The organism is Paraburkholderia sp. Ac-20340 (assembly GCF_017104965.1).
Taxonomy (GTDB): domain Bacteria; phylum Pseudomonadota; class Gammaproteobacteria; order Burkholderiales; family Burkholderiaceae; genus Paraburkholderia.
On record NZ_JAAGPR010000023.1, the window covers coordinates 16,340 to 38,707 of the forward strand.

The window sequence follows — 22,368 nt, forward strand, 5'->3', positions numbered from 1 at the left end:
AATATGAGCGGCATCGAAGTCAAACACGTGTACAAGATCTTTGGCGCGCGCGACGCGAGCGAGCGCGCGCTGGCAATGCTGCGCAGCGGCGCGGACAAAACCGAAGTGCTGGAAAAGACCCGCTGCAATGTGGGCCTGAACGACGTAAGCCTGTCGATCGGCTCGGGGCAGATCTTCGTCATCATGGGGCTGTCGGGTTCCGGCAAATCCACGCTGGTGCGCCACTTCAATCGCCTGATCGAGCCGACCGTCGGCGAAATCCTGATCGACGGCAAGGACGTGCTCAAGCTGTCCGATAACGGTCTGCGCGAGCTGCGCCGCTACGGCGTGAGCATGGTGTTCCAGAGCTTCGGGCTTCTGCCGCATCAGACCGTGCTCAATAACGCGGCCTACGCGCTCGTCACGCGCGGCGAGAAAAAAGCCGCCGCGCTGGAGAGCGCACGCGAATGGCTCGGCAAGGTGGGACTCGGCAATTACTGCGATCACTATCCCGACGAACTCTCGGGCGGCATGCGCCAGCGTGTGGGTCTGGCCCGCGCGCTCGCCGCCGATACCGACGTCCTGCTGATGGACGAAGCGTTTTCCGCACTCGATCCGCTGATCCGCACCGAAATGCAGGACCAGTTGCTCGAACTGCAAAAGACGCTGAAGAAGACGATTGTGTTCATCACGCACGATCTGGACGAGGCGCTGCGCATCGGCAACCAGATTGCGATCCTGCGCGACGGCCGTCTGATCCAGTGCGGCACGCCCGACGACATCCTCGATCGTCCCGCCGACGACTACGTACGCCGCTTCGTCGAGCGCCGCAGCGGCACGACCCACTAAGCCACGCATGCGGGCGCTCTACGGCCTGCTGGGCGGCTACACGGTACTCGTCTGCGGCAACAGCCTGCTCACCACGCTGATCTCGTTGCGCATGCTCGAGGCGGCGCATGGTGCGCTCGGTGTCGGCCTCGTGCAGTCGTGCTATTACGTCGGCTTTATCGTGGGCGCGCTGGGGCTCGGGCCGCTGGTCGGGCGCATCGGGCCGCAGCGCGCCTTTATCGGCTTTGGCGCGCTCACGGCGCTGGCCGCGCTCGGCTATCTCTCCTTCGATTCGCCCGATGTCTGGGCCGCGCTGCGGCTCGTCACGGGCTTCAGCATGGTCGGCATCTTCACGTCGATCGAAAGCGGCGTGAACGGCGCGGTCGCCAATGCGCAGCGCGGGCGCGCCTTCGCGCTCTATCTCGTGCTCACCTATCTGGGCGTGAGCGCCGGACAGTTCCTGCTGGGCGTGGCCGCGCCGGGCAGCAATGTCGAGCACGCGCTCGTCAACGGTCTTTACGTGGCCGCGCTGATTCCCGTCGCGCTGATCGGCGACTGGCAGCAGAGCGTGCCGCCGCCCGTGACCGAAGCCGCCGCGCGCGCTTCGCCGCTCGCCACGCCCAAGCGCCCGACGCTGCTGCTCGACGGTCTGCGCGAACTCGCGCGCGTCGCGCCGCGCAGCGTGCCGGCGTGCATCGGCGCGGGGCTGCTGTCCAGCGCGTTCTATGCGCTCACGCCGGTCTATCTCGCGCGCATCGGCTTTCCGGCCAGCGATATTTCGCACGCCATGGGCATCGTGCTGATCGGCGCACTGCTCTCGCAGTGGCCGGTGGGCCGGCTTTCGGACCGGCTCGGGCGGCGCGCGACGCTGGGCGCGATTTCGCTGGCCGCGGCCGTCGCGGCGGCCGCGCTGATCGTCGTGCGCGTGCCGTGGCTCGTGGACACGCTGCTGTTTCTTTACGTTGCGCTCACCTTCACGCTTTACGGCGTGATCGTCTCGGACGTCAACGATCACGTCGATCAAACCCGCCGCGTGCAGACCAGCGCCACATTGCTGCTGGTGTTTTCGCTGGGCGGCGCGGCCGGGCCGACGCTCGCTTCGCTTTTCATGCGTCTGCTGGGGCCGGGCGGCCTTTATGTGTTCGCGCTGGCCATCGCGCTCGGGCTGGCGGCGCTGTCGCGGGCGCGCCGCTAGATGGGCCGGCATCGCCAGAATGGCCAACGCGGCCAACGCAGCAAAAGCGCGCCCAGGCCCAACCCGCCCGGTATACTCCGTCGTTTTGGCGCCGCGTCTTTTCAAGATGGCGCCGATCGCGAGGAGACAACCTTGAAGCGAAAGATGCCGGCGCTCAACGCCCTGAAGGCGTTCGAGGCGGCAGGCACGAGCGGCAGCTTCACCCGCGCCGCCGAGCAGCTGAACGTGACGCAGAGCGCGGTCAGCCGCCAGGTGCGCCAGCTCGAAGAACAGCTCGGCGAAACGCTGCTGGAACGCCACCATCATCGGCTCGAACTGACCGAGGCCGGGCGCGCGCTGCTGCGCACGCTCCAGCAATCGTTCGACCGCATCGAGCTGACGGTGCGCACGATCCAGCAGAAGAGCGATCTGAACCGCCTGCGCGTGAACGCGCCGCCTACCTTTGCGAGCCGCTGGCTGGTGCCGCGTCTCACGCGCCTGCACGCGCGCCATCCCTCGCTCGAATTGAGCCTGACCACGCAGCTACAGGACAGTCTCGCCGATTCGACGGCGCTCGACTGTGCGATCCGTTTCGGCGATGGCGAATGGGATGGGCTGGAAAGCTCGCTGCTGATGCACGAGTCGCATATCGCCGTGTGCTCGCCCGCGCTGCTCGCGAACGGTCCGGTCGATCTGACGCAGCAAACGCTGCTCCATGTGCTGGCTGCGGAAAACCAGCGCTATCTGACCTGGCGGCACTGGCTGGACGCCGCGCGGATCGAGGATGTGGACACCTCGGGCGGCTATGAATTCGATCTGCTCGACCATGCGATTCGCGCCGCCATCGAAGGGCTGGGCGTGACGATGGCCGATCGCAACATGATCGGGCGCGAACTGGCCGATGGCCTGCTCGCGCCGGTGCGCGACATCCACGTGGATGGGCGGCAATCCTACTGGTTCGTGGTGCGGCCCGAACAGAAAGCGTCCAGGCCGCTCCAGCTTTTCAGGCAGTGGCTTCAGGAAGAGATCGCGGCAGCACGCTGAACGTTATCTGCGAGACCGCGCGCGGCGATCGTGCGGTCCGCGTCTTCCAGAATCAGATCCGCGCCCTTTTCCGCCACCATCATGGTCGGCGCATTGGTATTGCCGGACGTGATGTTCGGGAAGATCGACGCATCGACCACCCGCAAGCCGTCGATCCCATGCACGCGCAGGCGCGCATCCACCACCGAGGTGCGCGGGTCCGGGCCCATCGCGCAGGTGCCGCACAGGTGATAGATCGAGCCGCTCTGCTCGCGGAAGAACTTGAGCATGCTGGCGTCGTCGGTGACTTCGCCTGCGGGCGTGACTTCTTCCACAGTGATGTCCTTGAGCGCTTTCGCCTGCATCAGCTTGCGCACCAGACGGCTGCCCTTGATCGCTTCGTCGCGGTCTTTCTGCGTCGACAGATAATTGCCGCGAATTTTCGGCGCATCGGCCACATCGTTCGAAGCGATCTCGATCGAGCCACGGCTGGTCGGACGGCACGGATTGAAGCAGACGAGAAAACCCGAGTACGGTTCCGGCGTCAACTGCGCACGACTGGATTTAGGAATCCGATACGAAAGCGGATTGAAATACACCTGCATATCGGGATGCGCTTCATCGGCAGACGTGCGGAAGAAGCCGCCCGACTGATTCACGCTCATCGAGAACGGCCCCTTGCGCTGGAACAGATACTGCATGCCGAACTTGAGCTTGCTGGCCCAGCTACTGAACGCGTCGTTGAGCGTTTTCACGCGCGAACGATAGTAGAAACTCACGCACAGGTGGTCCTGCAGATTCTGCCCGACCGCCGGCAATTCATGGACCATGCCGATGCCGTGCTGCTTGAGCAACGGCGCCGCGCCAACACCCGAGAGTTGCAGCAGCTTGGGCGAATCCACCGCGCCCGCCGCCACGATCACTTCGCGGTTCGCATGCACGGTGCGCTTCGCGCCCTGCTGCATGAATTCCACGCCATTCGCGCGCGGTGTTGCGCCGCTCGTATCGAACAGCACGCGCATCGCCTGCGCATGGTGCTCGATCTTGAGATTCGCACGTGCCCCGGCGCGATGCAGATACGCGAAGCTGCTCGACGCACGTTGCCCGTCGCGCGTATTCACATCGTAAATACCCACGCCTTCGAGCTTCGCGCCGTTGAAGTCGTCGTTACGCGCATAACCCAACTGCTCGCAACCTTCGAGGAAGGTCTGGCAGATCGGATGCGCGCCGTCCTTCATCGGCGAAATGCGCACGGGGCCATTCGCGCCGTGCCATGCCGTGTCGCCCAGCGGATGCGATTCGAGCTTGCGGAAATACGGCAGCACATCCTGGTACGACCAGCCCGGATTGCCGGCCGCCGCCCAGTCGTCGAAATCGCGCGCGGCGCCGCGCACGTAAATCATCGCGTTGATCGAGCCCGAACCGCCCTGCACTTTGCCGCGCGGCGCGTAGATCTGGCGGCCCGCGAGTTCGGCTTCCGGCTCGCTGTAATACATCCAGTTGTGCTGCTTGTTGTAGTACAGCTTGGCAAAGCCAATCGGAATCTTGAACCAGAACGAATTGTCCGGGCCGCCCGCTTCGAGCAGCAGCACCGAATGGCGTCCCGAAGCCGAAAGGCGTTCAGCGAGAATGCAGCCCGCCGATCCTGCCCCGACGATGATGTAGTCGTAATTCATCGCAATGCTCCCGCGTATTTATCCACGCGCCGGTGCGGTGTCGCGCACATCGGCCGGCTGGCTCGCCATCTGCAGATGCAGGCGCTTGCCCATGTAAGGCGAATGCGCGCGCACGACGTCCATATTCAGTTCGACGCCCAGACCCGGCGCCTTCGACGGAATGATGTAGCCGTCTTCCCACTGGATCGGCTGCTTGAGCACTTCCGCGTGGAAACCGCCCCACGTGCCGATGCTTTCCTGAATCAGGAAGTTCGGCGTGCAGGCCGCAAGCTGGATGCTCGCCGCTGCGCCAATCGGACCGTTGTAGAGATGCGGCGCGATCTGCGCGTAATAGACTTCCGCGAGCGTCGCCACTTTCTTGGCTTCGAGCAGACCGCCCACGCGCGCCACGTTCAACTGGATGATCGAGGCCGCGCCCGCTTCCAGCAGCTTGTGGAATTCGTATTTCGTGGTCAGGCGCTCGCCAGCCGAAATCGGAATGCTGGTGTGCTTCGCGACTTCGGCCATGGCGTCCGGCTGGCCCGGCGGCACCGGCTCTTCGAACCACAGCGGGTCGTATTTTTCGAGGCGCTTTGCCAGGCGAATGGCCGACGACGGCACCATCTGCCCGTGCGTGCCGAACAGAATATCGGCCTTGTTGCCCACGGCTTCGCGCACCTTGCGGCAAAACGTTTCGCAACGATCGAGCACTTCGAGCGAAAGCTGATGGCCCGAATACGCCGTGTACGGACCCGCCGGATCGAACTTCACCGCGCTGAAGCCCATCTCGACCATCTGCGCTGCGCATTCGGCGGCGAGATCGGGATCGTCGTAGTCGTACTCGCCCTTCGCGTTCTTCGGGTACAGGTAGGTGTACGAACGAAGCCGCTCGTTCACCATGCCGCCGAGCAGTTCGTACACGGGCTTGTTCGCCGCCTTGCCGATGATGTCCCAGCAGGCCATTTCCAGACCGCTGACGATACCCATCATCGTGAGATCGGGGCGCTGCGTGAAGCCGCTCGAATACGCTTCGCGCCACAGACGCTCGACATGATGCGGATCGCGATCGAGCAGATAGCGCGAGAACGCGTCTTCGATCGCCGGCACCATCACATCGGGATGGAAGGTGGCCGCGTAGATTTCACCCACACCCTGGATGCCGCAATCGGTTTCCAGCGTGACGAAGATCCAGTACATACCGCCGAGGTGCGGAGGAGGCACCGCAACGACGTGCGTTTGCATTGCAACGACTTTCATGGTTCGAGCGTATTCAGGCAGTTTGTGAAGGGGACTGGCGATACGACATGCGCTTGAGCGCGAGCGCCGCGACACCGCCGAGCGTGCCGATCGCGGCAACGTAGGCGAAATAGAACTGATAGCCGAGCATGCCTGCGTAATGCTCCGTGAAATAACCGTTCAGGAGCGGCAGGAAAATGTCCGACGAATAACCGATCAGCGAAACCAGGCCGATGGCGAGGCCCGTAATGCGCATGGGAATCGCGCAGTAATCGAGCAGCGTCCAGTAGAGGCCGCGAATCGCGTAAGTCATCAGGCCGATAAAGAGCACGACCGCGCCGAGCACCGCCATATTGCGCAGCGCAGGCAGGAAGATCAGGCCGAGCAGACCGGCAACCGCCAGGAACAGCGCCCAGATCAGCACGCGCAGATTCGAAAAGCGGTCGCCCAGATAACCGCCGCCGATGCCGCCCAGCGGACGCATCCAGAGCTTGAGCGTGGTGACCATGCCGGCCGCCACGACCGTCATATGCATCTCGCCCTGCTGCAGATACGCGGAGAAGCTATAGGTCGCCCAGAAGATCTGATAGCCGCAGAACACGACGGCGGCCACGAGCCAGAGTTGCGGAATCGAGGCGAGCGTCATCAGATCGCGCCACAGCGCGCCGCGTGTATCGCCCTGCTTTTCAGCGCTGGCGCTGGCTGCTTCGGCTTTCGCGTCCTTGAAGAAACTCATGACCGCGCCAATGCCGATACACGTGAACGAATACATATAGATCACGTGGCGCAGGCCCGCGGCTTCGCCGCGTCCCGAGTTGGTCGCGGCGGCGAAGAGCGCGAGCGCGGCGGTCGCGAGCAGCGCTTCAATCAGGCCGCGTCCGCCATCGAGCAGACCAAAGAAGCGGCCCTGTTCATTCGCCCCCGCGATCATGCGCACGCGCTTGAGCACCGATGCCCAGAACGTCAGCCCGGTCGTCAGGCCCCAGCAGCAGAAGATCACCAGCAGCGCGTGAAACGACGGCGCGGTCGAATACCACAGCCCCAGCGCGCCCGTGGCGATCAGCGAAAAGCAGATCAGCAGACGCGGCGCGACGCGATCGGCCAGCCAGCCGCTCGGCAGATAGGACAGAAAGAAAATGATGCCGAGCACCGAATACAGGTAGCCCAGTTGCGCATTGTCGATGTGAAACACATCGAGCATGGTGGTCTGGTAGACCTGGCGCAGATAGAGAATCGGGTAGATGGCGCCCGCAGCCAGCACGAGCAGAAACAGCTGGCCGTAGCGCTGCATCTTGCCCGAGGCAGTATTGATGGACGAGGCGTCGGCGCGCGGCGAGGCGGCCGGCGCAACGGGTGCGACCGGTTTGGCGATGGACTTCTGCAAGATTGTCTCCATACCGCCGGCTCGCTTGCATCGATGCAGCGGCCAGCGTTTCTTCAAGCGGGCATCCGTTGCAGCGGATACCCTTCACACGATTCGTTCAGTGATCCGAACGAATAAATCCGATAACCTAGAACGGCATGACGACGAGGCGCGTCTGCGTGAATTCGAGCATGCCGTGTTTGCCGTCGTCGCCGCCCAGACCCGAACGCTTCCAGCCTGCGTGATAGCCCTGATACGGATCGGCCGGCGTGCGGTTGACGTAAAGCTCGCCCGATTCGATTTCGTTGGCCACGCGCATCGCCGAGCGATAACGCTCCGTATAGAGCACGGACGACAGGCCGAACTGATGGTCGTTGGCCATGCGCAGCGCGTCGTCGAGCGTCTCGTACGACAGCACCGGCAGCACCGGCCCGAAAATCTCGTCCTGCACGATCTCCATGTCCTGGCGGCAGGCGCTCAGCAGCGTGGGCGGATAGAAATGGCCCGGGCCTTCGGGCAGGAAACCGCCCGTTTCGATCACGGCGCCATCGGCGACGGCGCGCTCGACCATCGCATGGATCGCGGCGCGCGCCTGGGCGCTCACCAGCGGCCCCATGCGTGCGGCGTCCTCGGCGCGGTCGCCGAAACTCACCGCCTGCATCTTTTCGCGCAGCAGTTCGACAAAGCGTGCGTGCACGGAAGCCTGAACATAGACGCGCTCGATGGCGGTGCAAAGCTGGCCGCAGTGCGTGGTCTTGGAGCGCACGATGGCCGCGGCGGCGGCTTCGAGATCGGCGTCGGCTTCGACGATGGCCGGCGTCTTGCCGCCCAGTTCGAGCGACGGCTTCGCGATGTTTTCCTTGCAGTAGTCCAGCACCTTGCGGCCGGCCGTCACGCTGCCCGTGAGCGTGATCATGCCGACTTCACGATGCGTGCAGAGCACCGCAGCCGTGTCGTGATCCATCGCCAGCACGTTGAACAGGCCCGGCGGCAGTTGCGCTTCCTGGGCGGCGCGCGCCACTTCGAACGCCGAGCACGGCGTGTTGTTGCTCGGACGCACCACCACCGCATTGCCGGTGATGAGCGCCGGAGCGATCTTGCGCAGCAGCGTGTAGATCGGGAAATTGAAAGGAATCAGGCACGCGGCGACGCCGATCGGCTCGCGCATGAGGATGAGGTTTTCGTTGGCGCTGTCGCTCTGGATCACTTCGCCTTCGATACGGCGCGCCCATTGCGCGTGGTAGCGCAGGATTTCGGCGGCGTAATGCGCTTCGGCGGTGGCGTCGGCGACGCTCTTGCCCGATTCGGCGGCCAGCACCGCGCCGATCACCGGCGAACGCGCGTCGATGACATCGGCAAAACGGGTCAGGATCGCGCCGCGCTCGGCGGCCGGGACGCGGCGCCAGCTGCGTTGCGCGGCGGCGGCGGCTTCGACGGCGCGGGCCGCGTCGGCGGCGCTCGCGGCGCTCACATGGCCGATCAGTTCAGCCGTTGCGGGGTTATGAACGGCGATGCGCTGCGCGTCCGTTTCGAGAAATGTCCCGTTAATGAAATTGTAATCTGCTCGCATGATGTGATGCCTGATCGTCGCCACGTCTGAGGTGGGCGCAGTATCACGCCGTCGCGAATCGGCGAAAAACGATTAATTGTCGAGGGAAGCATGCGTAAAACGCATGCTTCCCAAACGCCCGTCCAGCAAGGATTTGCCCTTACCGGCCGCAAGGATGCGCAACATTTCCCACGTCGCCATGCGGGTTTGACGGGGGCATTTGTATACACGTGGAAGGACTCGTAAGGCTTCAGGAATTCGCTGCTTTGATTGTTGCTTCATGCCAGGGCGCTTGCCGCGAAGATTCCCTCGCCGCCACGGAACCTGCTTGCCCGTGGCGCGACGCCTGGGGCGGCCGCTGCGGCGGCGCGCGCCCTCCTCTTCGTTTCATTGTGCCAAGGAGGCCCCACATGACCAGCTCTATCGGCTCCAGTAACCTCAGCCAGAACGCGGCGCTTGCGCCACTGGCCAACAACCGCAACTCGAAACCCAGCGTGCTGCAACAACCGGCAGGCAATCTGGGCCAGCCGGCGGTCGCGCAACCCACCGCGCCGGTCGGCCCGCTCGGCCACAACATCAACACCACTGCATGACCCTCGTGTCGACTGCTGTGTCGTACTCCAAAGTATTGTTCAGGCTGATTGCAATGCGTATTTCCAGTGGTTTCGCGCGTATCGCGTCAGCGCTCGTGCTCGCCGGCCTTGTGCTTCCGCTCGACGGTTGCGCAGTGGTGGCATTTCCTTGCCGTGTGGCTTCGGCAACGCTGAAGATCGTGCCCGTCGTCGGTCATCCCGCGGCGATCCCGTTCGACGCGTGCGCAGCGGCAGTCGACTAAACGGAGTTGCACCATGAAACGGGCGTCGAGGTTCGTCTATGCGGCTGGTGCCATCGGCGCACTCTGCGCCGGCTTGACCGCCATGCCGGTTTGCGCCGAAGCGCCGGGCAAGACTTCGACAGTCGTGTCCGGTACGGTGATCGTCGCCAGACCGGCGGCTACGCAAAACGCGCCTAAAGTCGACCTCGAGCCCGTCCTGCCGAAAGCGGCCACGCCGTCCACGGTAGCCGCCGCCCCCCATGCGCCGCAACGCCGCGCGCCTGTCGTGCGGGCACGCGCCCGCGCCGCCGTGCAGGACGATACGCCGTTCTCGTTTCGCGGCATCTCGCTGGGCATTACGCTCACCGCGCTGCGCGAAGCGAACATGATCCGCGCCACGCCGCACGAGAGCACGCTGCTTTGCGAAACTGACGTGGCAGGCGGCGATATCGGCATGATGCTCAAGAGCTATGCCAGTGCCAATGTGGCCTGCCGCTGGGCGCATCGCACCTCGAACGGCTGGGAGCCCTCGCTCGCCGTCGTGGCCGGCGCGCCCGCCGTGGATCACGTGCTGCGTTTCGCGCACGACGCGCCAGGCGAGCCGCTGCGGCTCTATGAGATGTCTTTCGTGGTGGACAGCATGACGGCTTTCGACCTGCGCGACCTGCTCGCTGCACGTTATGGCAAGCCGCACATGCATGGCAACGCCAATGTGCCGCTACTCGAATGGGACAACGCCTCCAGCACGATCACGATCTGCATGCTGCCGGATGGCGGACGTGCCACGCTGACTTATCTGTTGAAACCACCCATGCCGCGCCCCAAGGGCTTCGAGCGCGCGTTGAAGGTCAGCCAGTTCGACGAAGGCTGATCTGCCAGGCCACCAGGATAGCCACTCCAGCGAGCCCGCCACTACGCGTATCCCGATGAATATGATGAAACCTTACCGCCCTCAACACCTTCCGATTAAATCGGAATCCTTACTTTCTGGGAAGAACTGGAAAGCATTCAGCCTTTCGCGGCCCGGCCTTTCGTGGCCCGGCCTCGGCGGCCTGCTCGCCTGCGCGGCGATCGTCCTGCCGCTCGCCGGTTGCGCCACCAACGATTCGATCGTCGAAACGCCGATGACGCCGCCGCTCGCCGAAGCGCCGCTCAACGTCAACACGAGCGGCTCGATCTATCAGGCCGGCACGTCGCTCGCGCTTTACGAAACGCCGCGCGCGCAGCGCATTGGCGAAGTGCTGACGATCCGCCTGTCCGAAACGTATAGCGGCAACGACACCGCCACCGCCGCCGCCAAACGTTCGAGCGACATCACGGCCACGGCCGCCGATCAATCGACCGGCACGGCCGCACGTCTCGCGCGTCTGTTCAACATCGGTTCGGCATCGACGACCTTCAACGGCAGCGGCAATCACACGCTTTCGAGCGGCATGACCGGCACGCTGGCCGTCACCATCATCAGCAAGACGCCGACTGGCAATCTGGTGGTGTCCGGCGAAAAGATCATCGCGATGAGCGGCGAACACCAGCGCCTGCGTCTGTCCGGCATCGTCAATCCGAACGATGTCGAAGCGGACAATTTCGTGGATTCGAGCAAGATCGCCAATGCGCGTATCGAGCAGGTCGGCCACGGCATGCTCAACGATGCGACCACCGTGGGCTGGCTGCAGCGCATGTTCCTGAGCGTGCTGACGTTCTAAGGCGAACGCTGGGCGCGTTGAAGGCTGCTGGCAAGACAGATGGAAAAAGGGCGGTGCGTCGATTAAAACGCACCGCCCTTTCTATTTACTCGGCGTCGCCTTCGAGATCGGCGGCATATTCGCCTTTCTTGTGCTCGCCTTTATATTCGCTGTAGCGCTCGGCCACGCCCACTTCGCCGTCGGGCACGAATACATAGCCGTGGCCCCAGACCGTCTGCAGATAACGCGGCTCGGAAGGATCGGTTTCGATCAGCCGGCGCAAACGCCAGATCGCCACGTCCAGGCTGCGATTGCGATAACGCCCCGCTTCGCCGTAGACGATTTCGATGATCTGCTCGCGCGAAAGAATCGTCATCGCGTGATTGACGAACAGCTTCAGAAACGCGAACTCGCTCGAACGCAGCGGAATACGCTCTTCGTCGCGGAACAACTCGCGCGAGCGGAAGTCCAGTTCGAACGGCCCGAAGCTGAATGACGCGCGGCTTTCCGGCGCGCCCGTTGCGCTCGCCACGCTGCGGCGGCGCATGACCGTGCGGATGCGCGCGGCCAGCTCGCCCGGATCGAACGGTTTGCCCACGTAATCGTCGGCGCCGAACTCCAGGCCGAGCACGCGATCGATCACCTCGTTGCGCGCCGTCAGCATGATCACCGGCAGATCGTCGCCGCTCGCGCGCAGTTCGCGCAAGGCGCTGATGCCATCGACCTCCGGCATCATGATGTCGAGCACGACAACCTGAGGCCGTTCGGTACGCAGCTTCTGCTGCAGGGCGCGCGCCGACGGCAGCGCGGTGACGGTAAAGCCGCGCATCTGGAGATATTCGGCCGTGACGTCGCGCACGACGGGATCGTCGTCGACGAGAAAAACGTTATTGGTCATGCGCAGATCGTAAGGGACACTGCCACGCGCGGGAAAGGCCCCTTACCTTCCCAATCCTTTCCGAAACTCTTTCCGGAAATACGTGACACGAAAGATTGTGGAGAAATGATGGACGATTACTGCCCGGCCGATGCCGAGTCGAACGTGCTGGCGAGGCGCGTCTGATCGACCACCATGCTGTCGATCAGACCCTGCAGTTTCACCGCGGCGCTGGAATAGCGGTCGGTGCTCAGGCCATGCACTTCGTAGCGCGCCGTGACCGCAATACGGTTGTGCATGAAGATCGTCATATTGATGGTCGACAGATAAGCCTTGCTGTCGTCGCTGAAAGTCGGACGGCCGAATTCGATCGACGCGTTATAGACCAGCCGGCCCTCGCAATTGGACGGCTCCGTGCCCGGGCTATAGAGATCTGAGCGCACGCCGCGCCGCGACAGCGCGTATTGCAGCGACGGCACGAAATCGGCCGCCGTGACCATCGGATTGATTTCGATGCAGACGTCGCTCAGATTCACAGGCCGGCCCGTCACGAATTTCGGCGACGAGTAATTCGACGCAACGGCATAACCGGCCTGAATCACGGAACCGGTGGCGTCGGCGGCCGTGATCAGCGTCCACGCGCAGCCGTTGAGTGCGAGCGGCGCAGCGAGCGCCGCCGCGCAAAATAAGGAGCGGATAACGTTGGGCATGGAAGCGAAGGACAGAACGCGTCGATAGGCTGCACCGCGAACATCGCGGCAGGCTGCGCGCCGCGCGCAACCGGCTGGGCCGGATTGCACGGACGGCAGGACTCGACATGCATCATCGCGGCAAAGCGCGCTGTGCGATGGCGCGGACATCGGCCAATGTTGAAAGTGGCTTTCCAGTCCTTCGCAAATCTCCCTGCCGGTAAGCACTTTTATGCAGCACCTGCGCCGGATGGCCGCAGATGCGTCGTGCGCGCAATCAATCTCTTACCTCGCGCGCTCCATTTGAAATGTTTTGTAAGCGGCCTGGCAATCGCCCCGTTGAGCGAGGCTTTGCGCACAGGACGCTGCGCTATCGTTTCCTTGCGGCGAAATATGCCGTGGCGACGCGGGACGAGCCGCCTGTCGTCCCTGTCAATTCAACATCATCGTGCCTGACATGAACCGAGAAACGAAAACCCGCCGCGCTGACTTCACCCTGCATCGCGGCCTTGGCGCCGCCGCGCTCGCGCTCTTCGCTACGCTCGCCGTTTCGACGACAGCGCAGGCGGCGAGCTTCCATTGCCCGCACAACGCCTCGGCGTCGGAACGCATCGTCTGCACCGACCCGGCGCTGTCCGCGCTCGACGACAAGCTGGCCGCGCTCTATCGCAGCGCCGTCGACGCGACGCCCGACGCCACCGCGCTCGAAGCCGACCGCGTGCACCAGTGGCAGTGGCGCCAGCACAACTGTAAAGACAAGGCTTGCGTGACGGACTGGTACAACCGCCGTATCGCCGAGCTCGAAGGCGACTACCGCCACGGCCAGCAGGCCACCGCGCAACGCGTGAAGGACGGTGTCGTCGACCAGCATCTGGCCCCGACCGCTCAGGACGCCGTGCTGCAGATGAAGGGTATCGAACAGGCGCCGGTCAAGAGCACGGACACGAAGCACGACGACGCACAGGCCAGCGCCGAATCGCTGCGTCTGCGCAAGATGCCGAGCGGCGTGGTTGCCGATGCACGCTCCAAGCGCCTCGGCGATGCGATGGCCAAGCACATCCCCGCTGCCGCACCGGCTTCGAAAGCCGAAGCGAACGCGGATTCGGGCAAGGCCGTGGCGAACGCCGCGAGCATCGCTTCGATCGACGACGTGATCGCCAAGGCCGCGAAGCAGCCGGCCAAGCCGGCCGCAGCGAAGGCTTCTGATCAGACGAATGCGAAGACCGCGCAGACGGCGGTTCAGGAAGCGGCTGTCGCCGTCAAGTAAGCCGGGTTGAACCCCGCTTGTAAGTAAAGGTAAGAATTAGTCACACCGGGGCTATTCATCGAAACGTCGACATCAAATAAAATTTCACGATGAGTCCACACGTTCTCATCGTCGACGACGATCCGGTCGTGCGCGATCTTCTTTCCCGCTTCCTGCGGACCCACGGCTTCCAGACATCCGTATTGCACGAGGGCACGCACCTCGCGCGTCGGCTCGAGCGCGAGCGACCCTCGGTCATCGTGCTCGACGTCATGATGCCGGGTACCGACGGCTTGCGCACGCTGGCTGCATTGCGTGCGCAGGGCGACGACATCCCGGTCATCTTCGCATCCGCGCGTGGCGCGGTGACCGACCGCATCGCCGGGCTCACGCTCGGCGCGGACGATTATGTCGCGAAGCCGTTCGACCCGCAGGAACTGCTGCTGCGTATCCAGACTGTGTTGCGCCGTCATGGCGCCGTGCCGCCCAGCGCGCCCGAAGCGCGCGAGCGCTGCCAGTTCGGACCGTTCGAGCTCGACTTCGCCACGCGTTCGCTGCTGCGCGAAGGCGAGCGCGTGCCGCTGCGCGACAGCATATTCGCGCTCCTGAAGATCTTCGCGCGACACCCCTACCGCGTGCTTTCGCGCGTATTGATTCATGATCTGCTGCGCGAAGACGGCGAGCCGTTCAACGACCGCAGCCTGGACGTGCCGATCTGGCGTCTGCGCCGCGTGATCGAAGACGACCCGGCCCAACCGCGCTTCGTGCAGACCGTGCGAGGCAAGGGCTATGTTTTCGTGCCGCTGCGCGAAGACGAAATCGATGGCACTGCCGCCGCCGATGCCGACGCCGGTTCATGAACAATCCGCTGAACACGCTGTTTGGCCGCATGGCCTTGATGTCGGCGCTCGTGCTCTTCGTGGTGCAGGCGTGCTGGTTCGTCATTTTCGCGCCGCAGCCGCGCCGCCATGAAGTCGAGGGCTTCGAGCGCGGTCTGCTGCTGATGCTGCACGCGGCCAACGGCTCGATGCCCAACGAAGTCGAACTGGCGCCCGCGCTGCGCGTGCATCTGGTGCCGACCTGGAACATGCCGGCCGATGTGAAGCTGGCCGTGCCCACGCACGAACCGCTCGCCGATCTGCGCAAGCAGTTGCTGCGCGATCTGCCCGCAGGCACTGAAATTCTCGCCGATCAGCATCTGCGGCGCGCCGCGCTCTGGGTGCGCTTCGCAGACCACCCCACGTGGATCGTCGCGCCCATCGATCTGCCGCCGCCGCCCAATCTGCTGCCGCAGGCCGCCGGCCTGCTCGCCATGTCGCTGCTCGTCGCGCTGCTGGCGATGTGGCAGATGCAACGCCCGCTCTCCATCATCTCGCAGGCCGCCCGTGCATTCGGCAGCGGCCATCGGCCCGCGCCCGTCAAGGAACGCGGCCCGCGCGAACTGCGCGACCTGATCGGCTCGTTCAATCGCATGATGAAGCAGCTCAACGAAGCCGACGACGATCAGGCCGTCATGCTCGCAGGCGTGGCGCACGATCTGAAATCGCCGCTGACGCGCCTCAAATTACGCGCCTCGATGCTGGGCTCGGACCGCGAGCGCCAGCAGCTTTATCGCGAAGTCGATTCGCTCAACGACATCGTCCAGCAGTTTCTGGAATTCGCGCGCCAGAAGCCCGAATCCGGCCCGGAAGTGGAAGTGGATGCGCTGCTGCGCGAGCAATATTTCTCGGACACCGGCAGCGAAGAAGACACGCTTTTCAGGCTCGATCTGGGCGCTGGCCCGGCATTCAAGCTGCCGCGCACGCTGCTGGACCGGCTGATGTCGAATATCGTCGACAACGCGCTCGAACATGGCGAGCCGCCTGTAGAGATCGCCACGCGCCGCGAAGGCACGCAATGGCTGATCGAAGTGCGCGATCACGGCCAGGGCATTCCCGCCGATCGCGTGGCCGCGGCGATCAAGCCCTTTGTGCGGCTCGACGAAGCGCGCGGCGGCGAAGGTCATTGCGGACTGGGACTGGCGATCGTCACGCGCCTCGTGCGCAATCAGGGTGGCCAGTGCACCCTGTCCAACCATCCCGAAGGCGGGCTGCGCATCCAGATCGCGCTGCCCGTTATTTAAGGCTCAATTAGCCGAGACTCAATTGCCGCGTCAATTTGACGCGCGCCGATTTACACCACGAGACGCGCACGCAGGCGATCGACCGTTACCGAGGCCAGACCCAGGCCACTCTCCAGGTAACGGTTGATATCGCCATAGGAGCGCTGCAAAGCGTCGCAGGCGGCCTGCAGATAGCTGGCCTGTACGGGTGGCGTGAGATTGTCCGCGTCGATTGTGGTCGAGCGCCACGCGTTCGTCAGCAAAAAATCCTGCACGACGATTTCGAGCGGCACATTGGCGATCAGCAGCAGCAGCGCCGAAGCCCAGCCCGCCACATCCACCGCACTACTTCCCACGATCAATTGCGGCCCCGGCGCCTCGGCGATATGTTCGAGTAGCGCGCCATAGGCGATGCACTGCATGCGGCCAGTCACGAATTCGCGCCACTGCGCCTGCATCGCCGCATCCAGATCGCCAGCCGTGTAACCCGCGAACGAGCGCGGTCCCGGCGTGCCGAGCACGTTGAGCGACACGCGGTTGGCGCTCGTCAGCACCGTATCGGGCGTCATGTCGTTTTCGGCGGGCGTACGCAGGTCGTAGACGCACGCGAAGGCCATGCGCTCCAGCGTGACCGCATCCACCGTGTTGGGCGTGAGCGCGTCGCTGCGGTATAACAGCGCACGTCGCACGTGGGCGCCGTCGCTGGTCGAATAACCCGGCGCCGCGCCGCCGACATCGCGGAAGTTGGTCACCGAATTCACGACCGGCGAAGGCGCGAACTGCGGGCCGGTGCCGTCCGAATACTCCCCGCCACAGGCGCTCAACAAGGTGCTCGCGCAACCGCCGAGTGCCAGCACACTCATCGTGCCCTTTAGCAGCGCACGCCGCGGCGGGCTGGCAAGCCCCGCGCTCGCGCCGCGCGCCGCATGGGCGACACCGCCGGATACGGCACCCGGCAAACGCTTGCGCACTTGCCTGAACGAAGAAGAACAGGCGGAGAAAGGAAGAATCATCGATAGAAAGCGAGTAATGGTGCTCGCGTTCCGGCGAGCCCGCGGCGGCGAATTGATGCCGCGCGCGTAAAAAATGGAAAGTTGAAGTTTACCGGCAGATCGCCAGAAATGGGTTACGTCGCAAGACTCAGTAATAATCTGTATTACCTGGTATTGCATGACACGGGATGGCGACGCCATCATGCCCCGCCGAAAACGCCACGTCACGGACGTTTTCCGCCACAAATCTTTCCTTATCTTTCCAATTCAACATAGCTGGAAAGATCGTATGAAACCCCATTTTTCATCGCGCCTTTGCCAGCGCGGGGCGCGGCGAAAAGCCCTTGATTTCATTAACGAAACTTCCAATTACTTCCAAAATATTATTCTTGACGCTCAATCTCCCGCTTCTATAATCGCCCGTGAATTCAGGCATGGACGCCACGCTGTCTGATGCTCATGGGAGTGCAACGTCATGTACAAAGGCAGTGTCACCGAAGAGGCGCGCGAGGTCATGCGCGCAATCGAACTGATCCAGCTCGGCGCACGTATGCCCGTGCTGGAGAAAGAACTGAATCTCTCGAGAAACCGCCTGATCCGGCTTTATCGCGAACTGAAGGACGCCTCGCCCCCCAAGGGCATGCTGCCGTTCTCCGCGGACTGGTACTTCACGTGGCTGCCGAATATCCACGCTTCGCTGTTCTACAACGTCTTTCTGTATCTCAAGGACGAAGCGAAGTGCAGCCGGCTCGATGCGCTGACACGCGCTTACCGGCTCTATATCGAACATTGCGATTGCGCCGAAATCGAGCGCGTGCTCAGCTTCACACGCGCCTGGACGCTGCTGCGCTTTTTCGAAGGCGGTCTGCTGACGCTGACGCGTTGCGGCACCTGCACGGGCCGCTTCGTGCGCCCGATTCGCGACGCCAATAAACCCTATACCTGCTGTGTCTGTGCGCCGCCCTCGCGCGCCGGTGTCACGCGCGCCGTACTGGAAAGCCGTAACCAGGAAAATAATGCCCTGTCGCGTTTTGCCGCAGGCGCAAACGTTGTCCCCGCACCCTTCGCAGCCTGAAAGCGCAGCGACGCCTTATGCGTCGTCGCTTTCGGCCTCTTCGAGCATGGCGCGAATATCGCCGGCGCAAAGCCGGCACGCTGCTTTGCTTTCCTGATTAAAATGCGCGGCCTGGCGCTGCTCGCAAATCTGTGCGGCCATTTCCAGCGCGTGCGTGTGCGCCGCCTGCCAGATTTCCCATGCAATCTGCGGGCCGCTTTGGGCGTATTCGTTATTGAGGTCGCGCTCGAGCGCTTCGGGCAGACGTGCATGACCCTGCACATACGCCGCGCGATACAGCGCCTCGAAAACCTTACGGCGCGAAGGCCGTTTCACACCCAGCTCTCTTTCTGTTGCACCGGCTTGCGGATGCGTAAGGGCTTATTCGACATTGGGCGTAGCGGCGTAACCATTCATACCGACATTCTGCCGCTACGCGCGCGCGAACGGGTCCCGGAATATCGCGCATTTCTCCGCGCTATTCGATAAGAGGATTGACACGCCGACGTGGGAACATGCCACCGTCGCGATAAAGTTTAACGAGGGGAATATGGATATCGGCAGTTTGGCGACGACGGCGGGCGACGGCGCCGCGTACGCCCGCAAGAGTCAGGCGGACGTCACGGCCACGGACAATAACGCAACCACCAGCAAGAATACGGGCGATAGCGCTACGCCGGCTTCGCAGGACGAAGCGGTGCAGATTTCGCCGCTGGGCTATGCCGCTGCATCGAAGACGGCGCCGGCTGCTACGGCAAAGGCGGCAACAGCGACGGCGTCGTCGGACGACACATCGGCGGATAGCTCCGACGATGCCTCGACCGACGACGCCACCACGCCTTCGAGCGCAACGGTAAGCGACGCGCAGAACGACACCGGCGTGACCGAAAGCAGCAGCGATGCCGATGCAAAACCGCTGCAATCCGTGGTGTATGGCGCACTTGGACTCGGACGGCCCGACCTGCCGCCCGATTCGAACCACGCCTACACGCTGGGCCGATGGCTGGCTGCCGGCATCACCATCGGCGGGCTGATTTCGCTGTTTATCTGAAGCACGCCACGGTGCGCGCGCGAGTTTATTCGACCGAGTCGTGAATATCGGTTAGCCGGATCATATGCGGCTGCGCGCTCGACTCTTCGTCGGCGTCATTTGGCGTGGGCGGATGAATGAGTGCGTCCAGCCGCGCGCGCGTGGCCAGAAATTCCGGTGAATTGAACTGCGCATAACTGCGCGGTCGCGGCACCGGCACTTCGATCAATTCCTGCACTTCGCCGGGATTGGCCTTGAGCACCAGAATACGGTCGGCCAGAAAGATCGCTTCGTCGAGATCGTGCGTAATGAAGAAGATCGTGATATCGACATTACGCCAGATATCGAGCAGATGACGCTGCATCTTCGCGCGCGACTGCGCGTCGAGCGCGCCGAACGGTTCGTCCATCAGCAGAATGCCGGGCCGGTTCGCCAGTGCGCGCGCAATCGCCACGCGCTGCTTCATGCCACCCGATAGCTGATGCGGATACGCATTGGCAAACTTCTCCAGCCCCACCAGATCGAGCCATTGCAGCGCTTCGCGCTCGGCTTCGGCAGCGCCTTGCCCGCTCATACGGAGTCCGAACATCACGTTCTTTTTCACGGTCAGCCACGGAAACAGCGTGTAGCCCTGAAACACCATGCCGCGATCGACGCCAGGCCCGCGCACTGCCTTGCCGTTCACGCGTACTTCGCCCGATGTTTGCGTTTCCAGCCCCGCGAGAATGCGGATCAAGGTGGATTTACCGCAACCGGAAGGACCGATCACGCAGACAAACTCGCGCCGATGCGTGGTGAAGCTGACATTGGAGAGCGCCGTATGTTCGCCTTGCGGCGAGGAAAAACGCTTCGTGAGGTTACGCACTTCGAGCAGGGGCGCACGCGCCTTGAGCCGCGCGAAGCGTTCGCGCACGGCATCGGACTGCAGAAGATAGTCGGGGACCGGCTGCGGATTGAACATGATGGCGTCCTTGAAAATAAAAGCGTGATGCAGGCGAAACGCGTGAAGCGCAATCACGCCTTCAACGGCCAGCGGCCAACGTGCGATCCCACGGGAAGAGCTTGCGCCCGAAAAATGCCAGCACGATATCCGTACCCAGCCCGATGATGCCGATCATCATGATCGCGGCATACACGTTATCGAAATGCTGATAACGCGCCTGCTGCGTGATGTACCAGGTGATGCCCGAACTCGTGCCCACCAGTTCGGCGACGATCAGATAGGTCCACGCCCAGCCGAGCAGAATGCGCTGATCGCGATAGAGATCGGGCAAAATGCCGGGCACCACCACATGCGCTAGCAGTTTCAGGCGCGTAGTGCCCAGCGTCATGGCCGCCTCCAGCAAGCCGAATTCCAGCTTGCGCGTGGTGTTCGCGATAATCAATACCTGCTGGAACAGCGTGCCGATCACGATAATCGCAATCTTCGGCGCATCGTAAATGCCGAGCACGGCCACCATCAGCGCGCCGAATGCAGGTGCGGGCAAATAGCGGAAGAACTCGAAAAACGGCTCCTGCAGCCGCGCCAGCGCGCTATAGGTGCCGCACACAATGCCCAGCGGCACGCCAAATAACGACGAAACCAGAAAGCCCCAGAAAATGATCTGGATGCTGTGCCAGAGGCTTTGATGCAGCCACACGCCGTCAGCCGACGCAGGCGGCGTCGTGAACGCCGTATAGAACGCGCGCAGCACTTCATGCGGCGCGGGCAGATACACGGGGTTCGCGGGCATGCCTGCGGGCAGTGCGGCGTGCGTCTCGCGTGCATGCGCCAGTTCATCGGCGAAAATGGCTTTGTCGATCCGCATGCCCGGCTGAAAATAATCGACACTGCCGGGCTGCGTGATCAACATCTGCGAGTGCCAGACGAAGGGCACATAACTCACCACGCACCATATGAGGAGCGGCACCAGAAACGAGCCGAGTCCCAACATCCATTTGCCGCGCGGCGTAAGCTCGCGGCGTACTGCAAACATACCGGTCTGGCTGATTTCGGCCATGGTGCTCTCCTCTTTTACTGCGCTCTCTTTTACTGCGCTTCGTCCGCTTTATTTCAGGGCGCCCGTAAGCGACGGGTCCACATAGGCACTGATATCCTGCGGCGTCTTGTAGACCTGATACTTCACGTTGAAGGCGTCGGCGGTACGGCTCGAACCATAAAGCGATTTAAAGCCATCGGCCTTCACATACGCCTGCTGCGCTTCCGGCAGCGTGAGCAGCTTCGTGCCTTTGAGCAGCGGCAGATATTGCGCGGGCGTCAGTCCCACGCGCGCCGACATGATCTTCACCGCATCGCCCTGCGTAGCCGGATCTTCGATGTAATGCACCACGCGATACCAGACTTTCGCGAGCTTTTCGTAATCGGCCTTATGCGCGGCGAGACTCACCGGGTTGACCGCGAGCACGTCGTAAATCAGGCCCGGTTCGTCGGCCGAGGTGAACACCGGCCGCGCGCCCGGCACCGCGCGCTGCGCTTCGCCCGCATTCGGCTGCCACGCCGCGATCGCCGCCACATCCGAAGACGCCAGCACTTGCGGCGTTTCCGTCGTCTTGGCGTTCACGAGCGTCACGTCGCCCTCTTTCATGCCCGCGCGCTGCAGCGCGTCGAGTAGCAACAGGTGATCGACCACGCCGAATTCCACGCCGATCTTCTTGCCCTTCAAGTCCTGAATCTTGCGCGCGGGCGGCTTGGCAATCACCATGTCGTTGCCGTTCGAATAGTCCGTGATCAGCGCCATCACGTTCTTCGCGCCATTCGCGCCCATCGTCAGCGCGTCGCCGTTTGTCACGAGTACGGCGTCGAGCTTGTTGGCGGAGAATGCGTCCATCGAGGCCGCGTAGTCGAACCAGTCGAACTTCACGTCGAGACCAGCTTCCTTGAGCCAGCCCTTGTCGATGGCGACCTGCCAGGCCACCCAGCCCGGCCAGTCGCTATAGCCGATACGCAGCGGCGCGGCGTTCGCGGCCTGGCTCAGCGACGTGAACAGACCGGCGGCGAGCGCAGCGCCCGCGACGATACGAGCGGCCCAACGGCGCTTGGGCATAGCGCCCTGAGCGAGCGTGAAGTGCGTGGTCT

The 22,368-nt window shown here is 63.3% G+C and carries 23 protein-coding genes; 12 read left to right on the forward strand and 11 right to left on the reverse strand.

What is annotated here, in order from left to right; all coding sequences use genetic code 11:
• Positions 1-3 precede the first annotated feature (3 nt).
• The 3 genes from G3N59_RS24730 (at position 4) to G3N59_RS24740 (ending at position 3,025) form a co-directional block, all read left to right on the forward strand.
• Positions 4-828 (forward strand): betaine/proline/choline family ABC transporter ATP-binding protein, encoded by an 825-nt coding sequence (locus G3N59_RS24730; RefSeq protein ID WP_205985443.1) that lies wholly within the window; start codon positions 4-6, stop codon positions 826-828.
• Positions 829-835: 7 nt separating this feature from the next.
• Positions 836-2,002, forward strand: coding sequence for an MFS transporter (locus G3N59_RS24735; protein WP_205985444.1), 1,167 nt, complete (start codon positions 836-838; stop codon positions 2,000-2,002).
• A 144-nt stretch (positions 2,003-2,146) separates the two neighbouring features.
• The gene (locus tag G3N59_RS24740; RefSeq protein ID WP_205985526.1) at positions 2,147-3,025 is read left to right on the forward strand and encodes a LysR substrate-binding domain-containing protein; all 879 of its coding nucleotides are present in this window, start codon (positions 2,147-2,149) and stop codon (positions 3,023-3,025) included.
• Here G3N59_RS24740 and G3N59_RS24745 read toward each other — a convergent pair.
• The 4 genes from G3N59_RS24745 to aldA form a co-directional block, all read right to left on the reverse strand.
• Complete coding sequence (locus tag G3N59_RS24745) at positions 2,998-4,680, reverse strand: GMC family oxidoreductase N-terminal domain-containing protein (RefSeq protein ID WP_205985445.1); 1,683 nt, start codon at positions 4,678-4,680, stop codon at positions 2,998-3,000. The two genes, G3N59_RS24740 and G3N59_RS24745, sit on opposite strands and share 28 nt — an antisense overlap.
• A gap of 18 nt (positions 4,681-4,698) precedes the next feature.
• Positions 4,699-5,916, reverse strand: a complete 1,218-nt coding sequence (locus G3N59_RS24750; protein ID WP_205985446.1) for a mandelate racemase/muconate lactonizing enzyme family protein — start codon at positions 5,914-5,916, stop codon at positions 4,699-4,701.
• Positions 5,917-5,929: 13 nt separating this feature from the next.
• Complete coding sequence (locus G3N59_RS24755) at positions 5,930-7,186, reverse strand: MFS transporter (RefSeq protein ID WP_241024054.1); 1,257 nt, start codon at positions 7,184-7,186, stop codon at positions 5,930-5,932.
• 220 nt (positions 7,187-7,406) lie between these two features.
• Complete coding sequence (gene aldA / locus G3N59_RS24760) at positions 7,407-8,828, reverse strand: aldehyde dehydrogenase (protein ID WP_205985448.1); 1,422 nt, start codon at positions 8,826-8,828, stop codon at positions 7,407-7,409.
• 389 nt (positions 8,829-9,217) lie between these two features.
• Between aldA and G3N59_RS24765 the strand changes: the two genes are divergently transcribed.
• The 4 genes from G3N59_RS24765 to G3N59_RS24780 are packed head-to-tail and all read left to right on the forward strand — an operon-like array spanning position 9,218 to position 11,324.
• Positions 9,218-9,400 carry a hypothetical protein gene (locus G3N59_RS24765; RefSeq protein WP_205985449.1) on the forward strand — a complete coding sequence of 61 codons (183 nt, stop codon included), beginning with the start codon at positions 9,218-9,220 and terminating at the stop codon, positions 9,398-9,400.
• Between the two features lie 53 nt (positions 9,401-9,453).
• Positions 9,454-9,642 carry a DUF6726 family protein gene (locus tag G3N59_RS24770; protein ID WP_205985450.1) on the forward strand — a complete coding sequence of 63 codons (189 nt, stop codon included), beginning with the start codon at positions 9,454-9,456 and terminating at the stop codon, positions 9,640-9,642.
• Positions 9,643-9,655: 13 nt separating this feature from the next.
• Positions 9,656-10,492, forward strand: coding sequence for a hypothetical protein (locus tag G3N59_RS24775; RefSeq protein WP_205985451.1), 837 nt, complete (start codon positions 9,656-9,658; stop codon positions 10,490-10,492).
• A 55-nt stretch (positions 10,493-10,547) separates the two neighbouring features.
• Entirely contained in the window at positions 10,548-11,324 is a 777-nt protein-coding gene (locus tag G3N59_RS24780) for a flagellar basal body L-ring protein FlgH (RefSeq protein ID WP_241024017.1), read from the forward strand.
• 85 nt (positions 11,325-11,409) lie between these two features.
• Here G3N59_RS24780 and G3N59_RS24785 read toward each other — a convergent pair whose 3' ends face one another.
• Together G3N59_RS24785 and G3N59_RS24790 are read right to left on the reverse strand one after the other, a co-directional pair.
• Complete coding sequence (locus tag G3N59_RS24785) at positions 11,410-12,201, reverse strand: response regulator (protein WP_205985452.1); 792 nt, start codon at positions 12,199-12,201, stop codon at positions 11,410-11,412.
• Between the two features lie 116 nt (positions 12,202-12,317).
• Positions 12,318-12,890: a hypothetical protein gene (locus G3N59_RS24790; protein WP_205985453.1), complete on the reverse strand. Its 573-nt coding sequence runs from the start codon at positions 12,888-12,890 to the stop codon at positions 12,318-12,320.
• 436 nt (positions 12,891-13,326) lie between these two features.
• On the opposite strand from G3N59_RS24790, the gene G3N59_RS24795 reads away from it, so the two are divergent.
• The 3 genes from G3N59_RS24795 (at position 13,327) to G3N59_RS24805 (ending at position 16,237) form a co-directional block, all read left to right on the forward strand.
• Complete coding sequence (locus G3N59_RS24795; protein ID WP_205985454.1) at positions 13,327-14,136, forward strand: hypothetical protein; 810 nt, start codon at positions 13,327-13,329, stop codon at positions 14,134-14,136.
• Between the two features lie 89 nt (positions 14,137-14,225).
• Positions 14,226-14,975 carry a response regulator gene (locus G3N59_RS24800; RefSeq protein ID WP_205985455.1) on the forward strand — a complete coding sequence of 250 codons (750 nt, stop codon included), beginning with the start codon at positions 14,226-14,228 and terminating at the stop codon, positions 14,973-14,975.
• Complete coding sequence (locus tag G3N59_RS24805) at positions 14,972-16,237, forward strand: ATP-binding protein (protein WP_205985456.1); 1,266 nt, start codon at positions 14,972-14,974, stop codon at positions 16,235-16,237. The genes G3N59_RS24800 and G3N59_RS24805 overlap by 4 nt, the downstream gene beginning before the upstream one ends.
• A gap of 50 nt (positions 16,238-16,287) precedes the next feature.
• On the opposite strand, the gene G3N59_RS24810 is transcribed toward G3N59_RS24805, so the two are convergent.
• A complete protein-coding gene (locus G3N59_RS24810) occupies positions 16,288-17,229 on the reverse strand; it encodes a tyrosine-protein phosphatase (RefSeq protein ID WP_205985457.1) in 942 nt (313 codons plus the stop codon).
• Positions 17,230-17,683: 454 nt separating this feature from the next.
• On the opposite strand from G3N59_RS24810, the gene flhC reads away from it, so the two are divergent.
• A complete protein-coding gene (flhC, locus tag G3N59_RS24815) occupies positions 17,684-18,283 on the forward strand; it encodes a flagellar transcriptional regulator FlhC (RefSeq protein ID WP_205985458.1) in 600 nt (199 codons plus the stop codon).
• 15 nt (positions 18,284-18,298) lie between these two features.
• On the opposite strand, the gene G3N59_RS24820 is transcribed toward flhC, so the two are convergent.
• Positions 18,299-18,598 carry a hypothetical protein gene (locus G3N59_RS24820; RefSeq protein WP_205985459.1) on the reverse strand — a complete coding sequence of 100 codons (300 nt, stop codon included), beginning with the start codon at positions 18,596-18,598 and terminating at the stop codon, positions 18,299-18,301.
• 214 nt (positions 18,599-18,812) lie between these two features.
• On the opposite strand from G3N59_RS24820, the gene G3N59_RS24825 reads away from it, so the two are divergent.
• Positions 18,813-19,313: a hypothetical protein gene (locus G3N59_RS24825; protein ID WP_205985460.1), complete on the forward strand. Its 501-nt coding sequence runs from the start codon at positions 18,813-18,815 to the stop codon at positions 19,311-19,313.
• Positions 19,314-19,338: 25 nt separating this feature from the next.
• Here the strand turns inward: G3N59_RS24825 and G3N59_RS24830 are convergent, their stop codons facing one another.
• From G3N59_RS24830 to G3N59_RS24840, 3 genes are all read right to left on the reverse strand, one after another.
• Positions 19,339-20,253 carry an ABC transporter ATP-binding protein gene (locus tag G3N59_RS24830; protein ID WP_205985461.1) on the reverse strand — a complete coding sequence of 305 codons (915 nt, stop codon included), beginning with the start codon at positions 20,251-20,253 and terminating at the stop codon, positions 19,339-19,341.
• Between the two features lie 61 nt (positions 20,254-20,314).
• Positions 20,315-21,292, reverse strand: a complete 978-nt coding sequence (locus G3N59_RS24835) for an ABC transporter permease (RefSeq protein ID WP_205985462.1) — start codon at positions 21,290-21,292, stop codon at positions 20,315-20,317.
• A 48-nt stretch (positions 21,293-21,340) separates the two neighbouring features.
• On the reverse strand, positions 21,341-22,336 hold the full coding sequence (locus G3N59_RS24840) for an ABC transporter substrate-binding protein (protein ID WP_205985528.1): 996 nt from the start codon (positions 22,334-22,336) through the stop codon (positions 21,341-21,343).
• Positions 22,337-22,368 lie beyond the last annotated feature (32 nt).

Bases quoted from the DNA above. Each gene is read 5' to 3' on its own strand.
- G3N59_RS24730 (WP_205985443.1), top strand. From the start codon at position 4: ATGAGCGGCATCGAAGTCAAACACGTGTACAAGATCTTTGGCGCGCGC.
- G3N59_RS24735 (WP_205985444.1), top strand. From the start codon at position 836: ATGCGGGCGCTCTACGGCCTGCTGGGCGGCTACACGGTACTCGTCTGC.
- G3N59_RS24740 (WP_205985526.1), top strand. From the start codon at position 2,147: ATGCCGGCGCTCAACGCCCTGAAGGCGTTCGAGGCGGCAGGCACGAGC.
- G3N59_RS24745 (WP_205985445.1), bottom strand. From the start codon at position 4,680: ATGAATTACGACTACATCATCGTCGGGGCAGGATCGGCGGGCTGCATT.
- G3N59_RS24750 (WP_205985446.1), bottom strand. From the start codon at position 5,916: ATGAAAGTCGTTGCAATGCAAACGCACGTCGTTGCGGTGCCTCCTCCG.
- G3N59_RS24755 (WP_241024054.1), bottom strand. From the start codon at position 7,186: ATGCAGCGCTACGGCCAGCTGTTTCTGCTCGTGCTGGCTGCGGGCGCC.
- aldA (WP_205985448.1), bottom strand. From the start codon at position 8,828: ATGCGAGCAGATTACAATTTCATTAACGGGACATTTCTCGAAACGGAC.
- G3N59_RS24765 (WP_205985449.1), top strand. From the start codon at position 9,218: ATGACCAGCTCTATCGGCTCCAGTAACCTCAGCCAGAACGCGGCGCTT.
- G3N59_RS24770 (WP_205985450.1), top strand. From the start codon at position 9,454: ATGCGTATTTCCAGTGGTTTCGCGCGTATCGCGTCAGCGCTCGTGCTC.
- G3N59_RS24775 (WP_205985451.1), top strand. From the start codon at position 9,656: ATGAAACGGGCGTCGAGGTTCGTCTATGCGGCTGGTGCCATCGGCGCA.
- G3N59_RS24780 (WP_241024017.1), top strand. From the start codon at position 10,548: ATGAATATGATGAAACCTTACCGCCCTCAACACCTTCCGATTAAATCG.
- G3N59_RS24785 (WP_205985452.1), bottom strand. From the start codon at position 12,201: ATGACCAATAACGTTTTTCTCGTCGACGACGATCCCGTCGTGCGCGAC.
- G3N59_RS24790 (WP_205985453.1), bottom strand. From the start codon at position 12,890: ATGCCCAACGTTATCCGCTCCTTATTTTGCGCGGCGGCGCTCGCTGCG.
- G3N59_RS24795 (WP_205985454.1), top strand. From the start codon at position 13,327: ATGAACCGAGAAACGAAAACCCGCCGCGCTGACTTCACCCTGCATCGC.
- G3N59_RS24800 (WP_205985455.1), top strand. From the start codon at position 14,226: ATGAGTCCACACGTTCTCATCGTCGACGACGATCCGGTCGTGCGCGAT.
- G3N59_RS24805 (WP_205985456.1), top strand. From the start codon at position 14,972: ATGAACAATCCGCTGAACACGCTGTTTGGCCGCATGGCCTTGATGTCG.
- G3N59_RS24810 (WP_205985457.1), bottom strand. From the start codon at position 17,229: ATGATTCTTCCTTTCTCCGCCTGTTCTTCTTCGTTCAGGCAAGTGCGC.
- flhC (WP_205985458.1), top strand. From the start codon at position 17,684: ATGTACAAAGGCAGTGTCACCGAAGAGGCGCGCGAGGTCATGCGCGCA.
- G3N59_RS24825 (WP_205985460.1), top strand. From the start codon at position 18,813: ATGGATATCGGCAGTTTGGCGACGACGGCGGGCGACGGCGCCGCGTAC.
- G3N59_RS24830 (WP_205985461.1), bottom strand. From the start codon at position 20,253: ATGTTCAATCCGCAGCCGGTCCCCGACTATCTTCTGCAGTCCGATGCC.
- G3N59_RS24835 (WP_205985462.1), bottom strand. From the start codon at position 21,292: ATGGCCGAAATCAGCCAGACCGGTATGTTTGCAGTACGCCGCGAGCTT.
- G3N59_RS24840 (WP_205985528.1), bottom strand. From the start codon at position 22,336: ATGCCCAAGCGCCGTTGGGCCGCTCGTATCGTCGCGGGCGCTGCGCTC.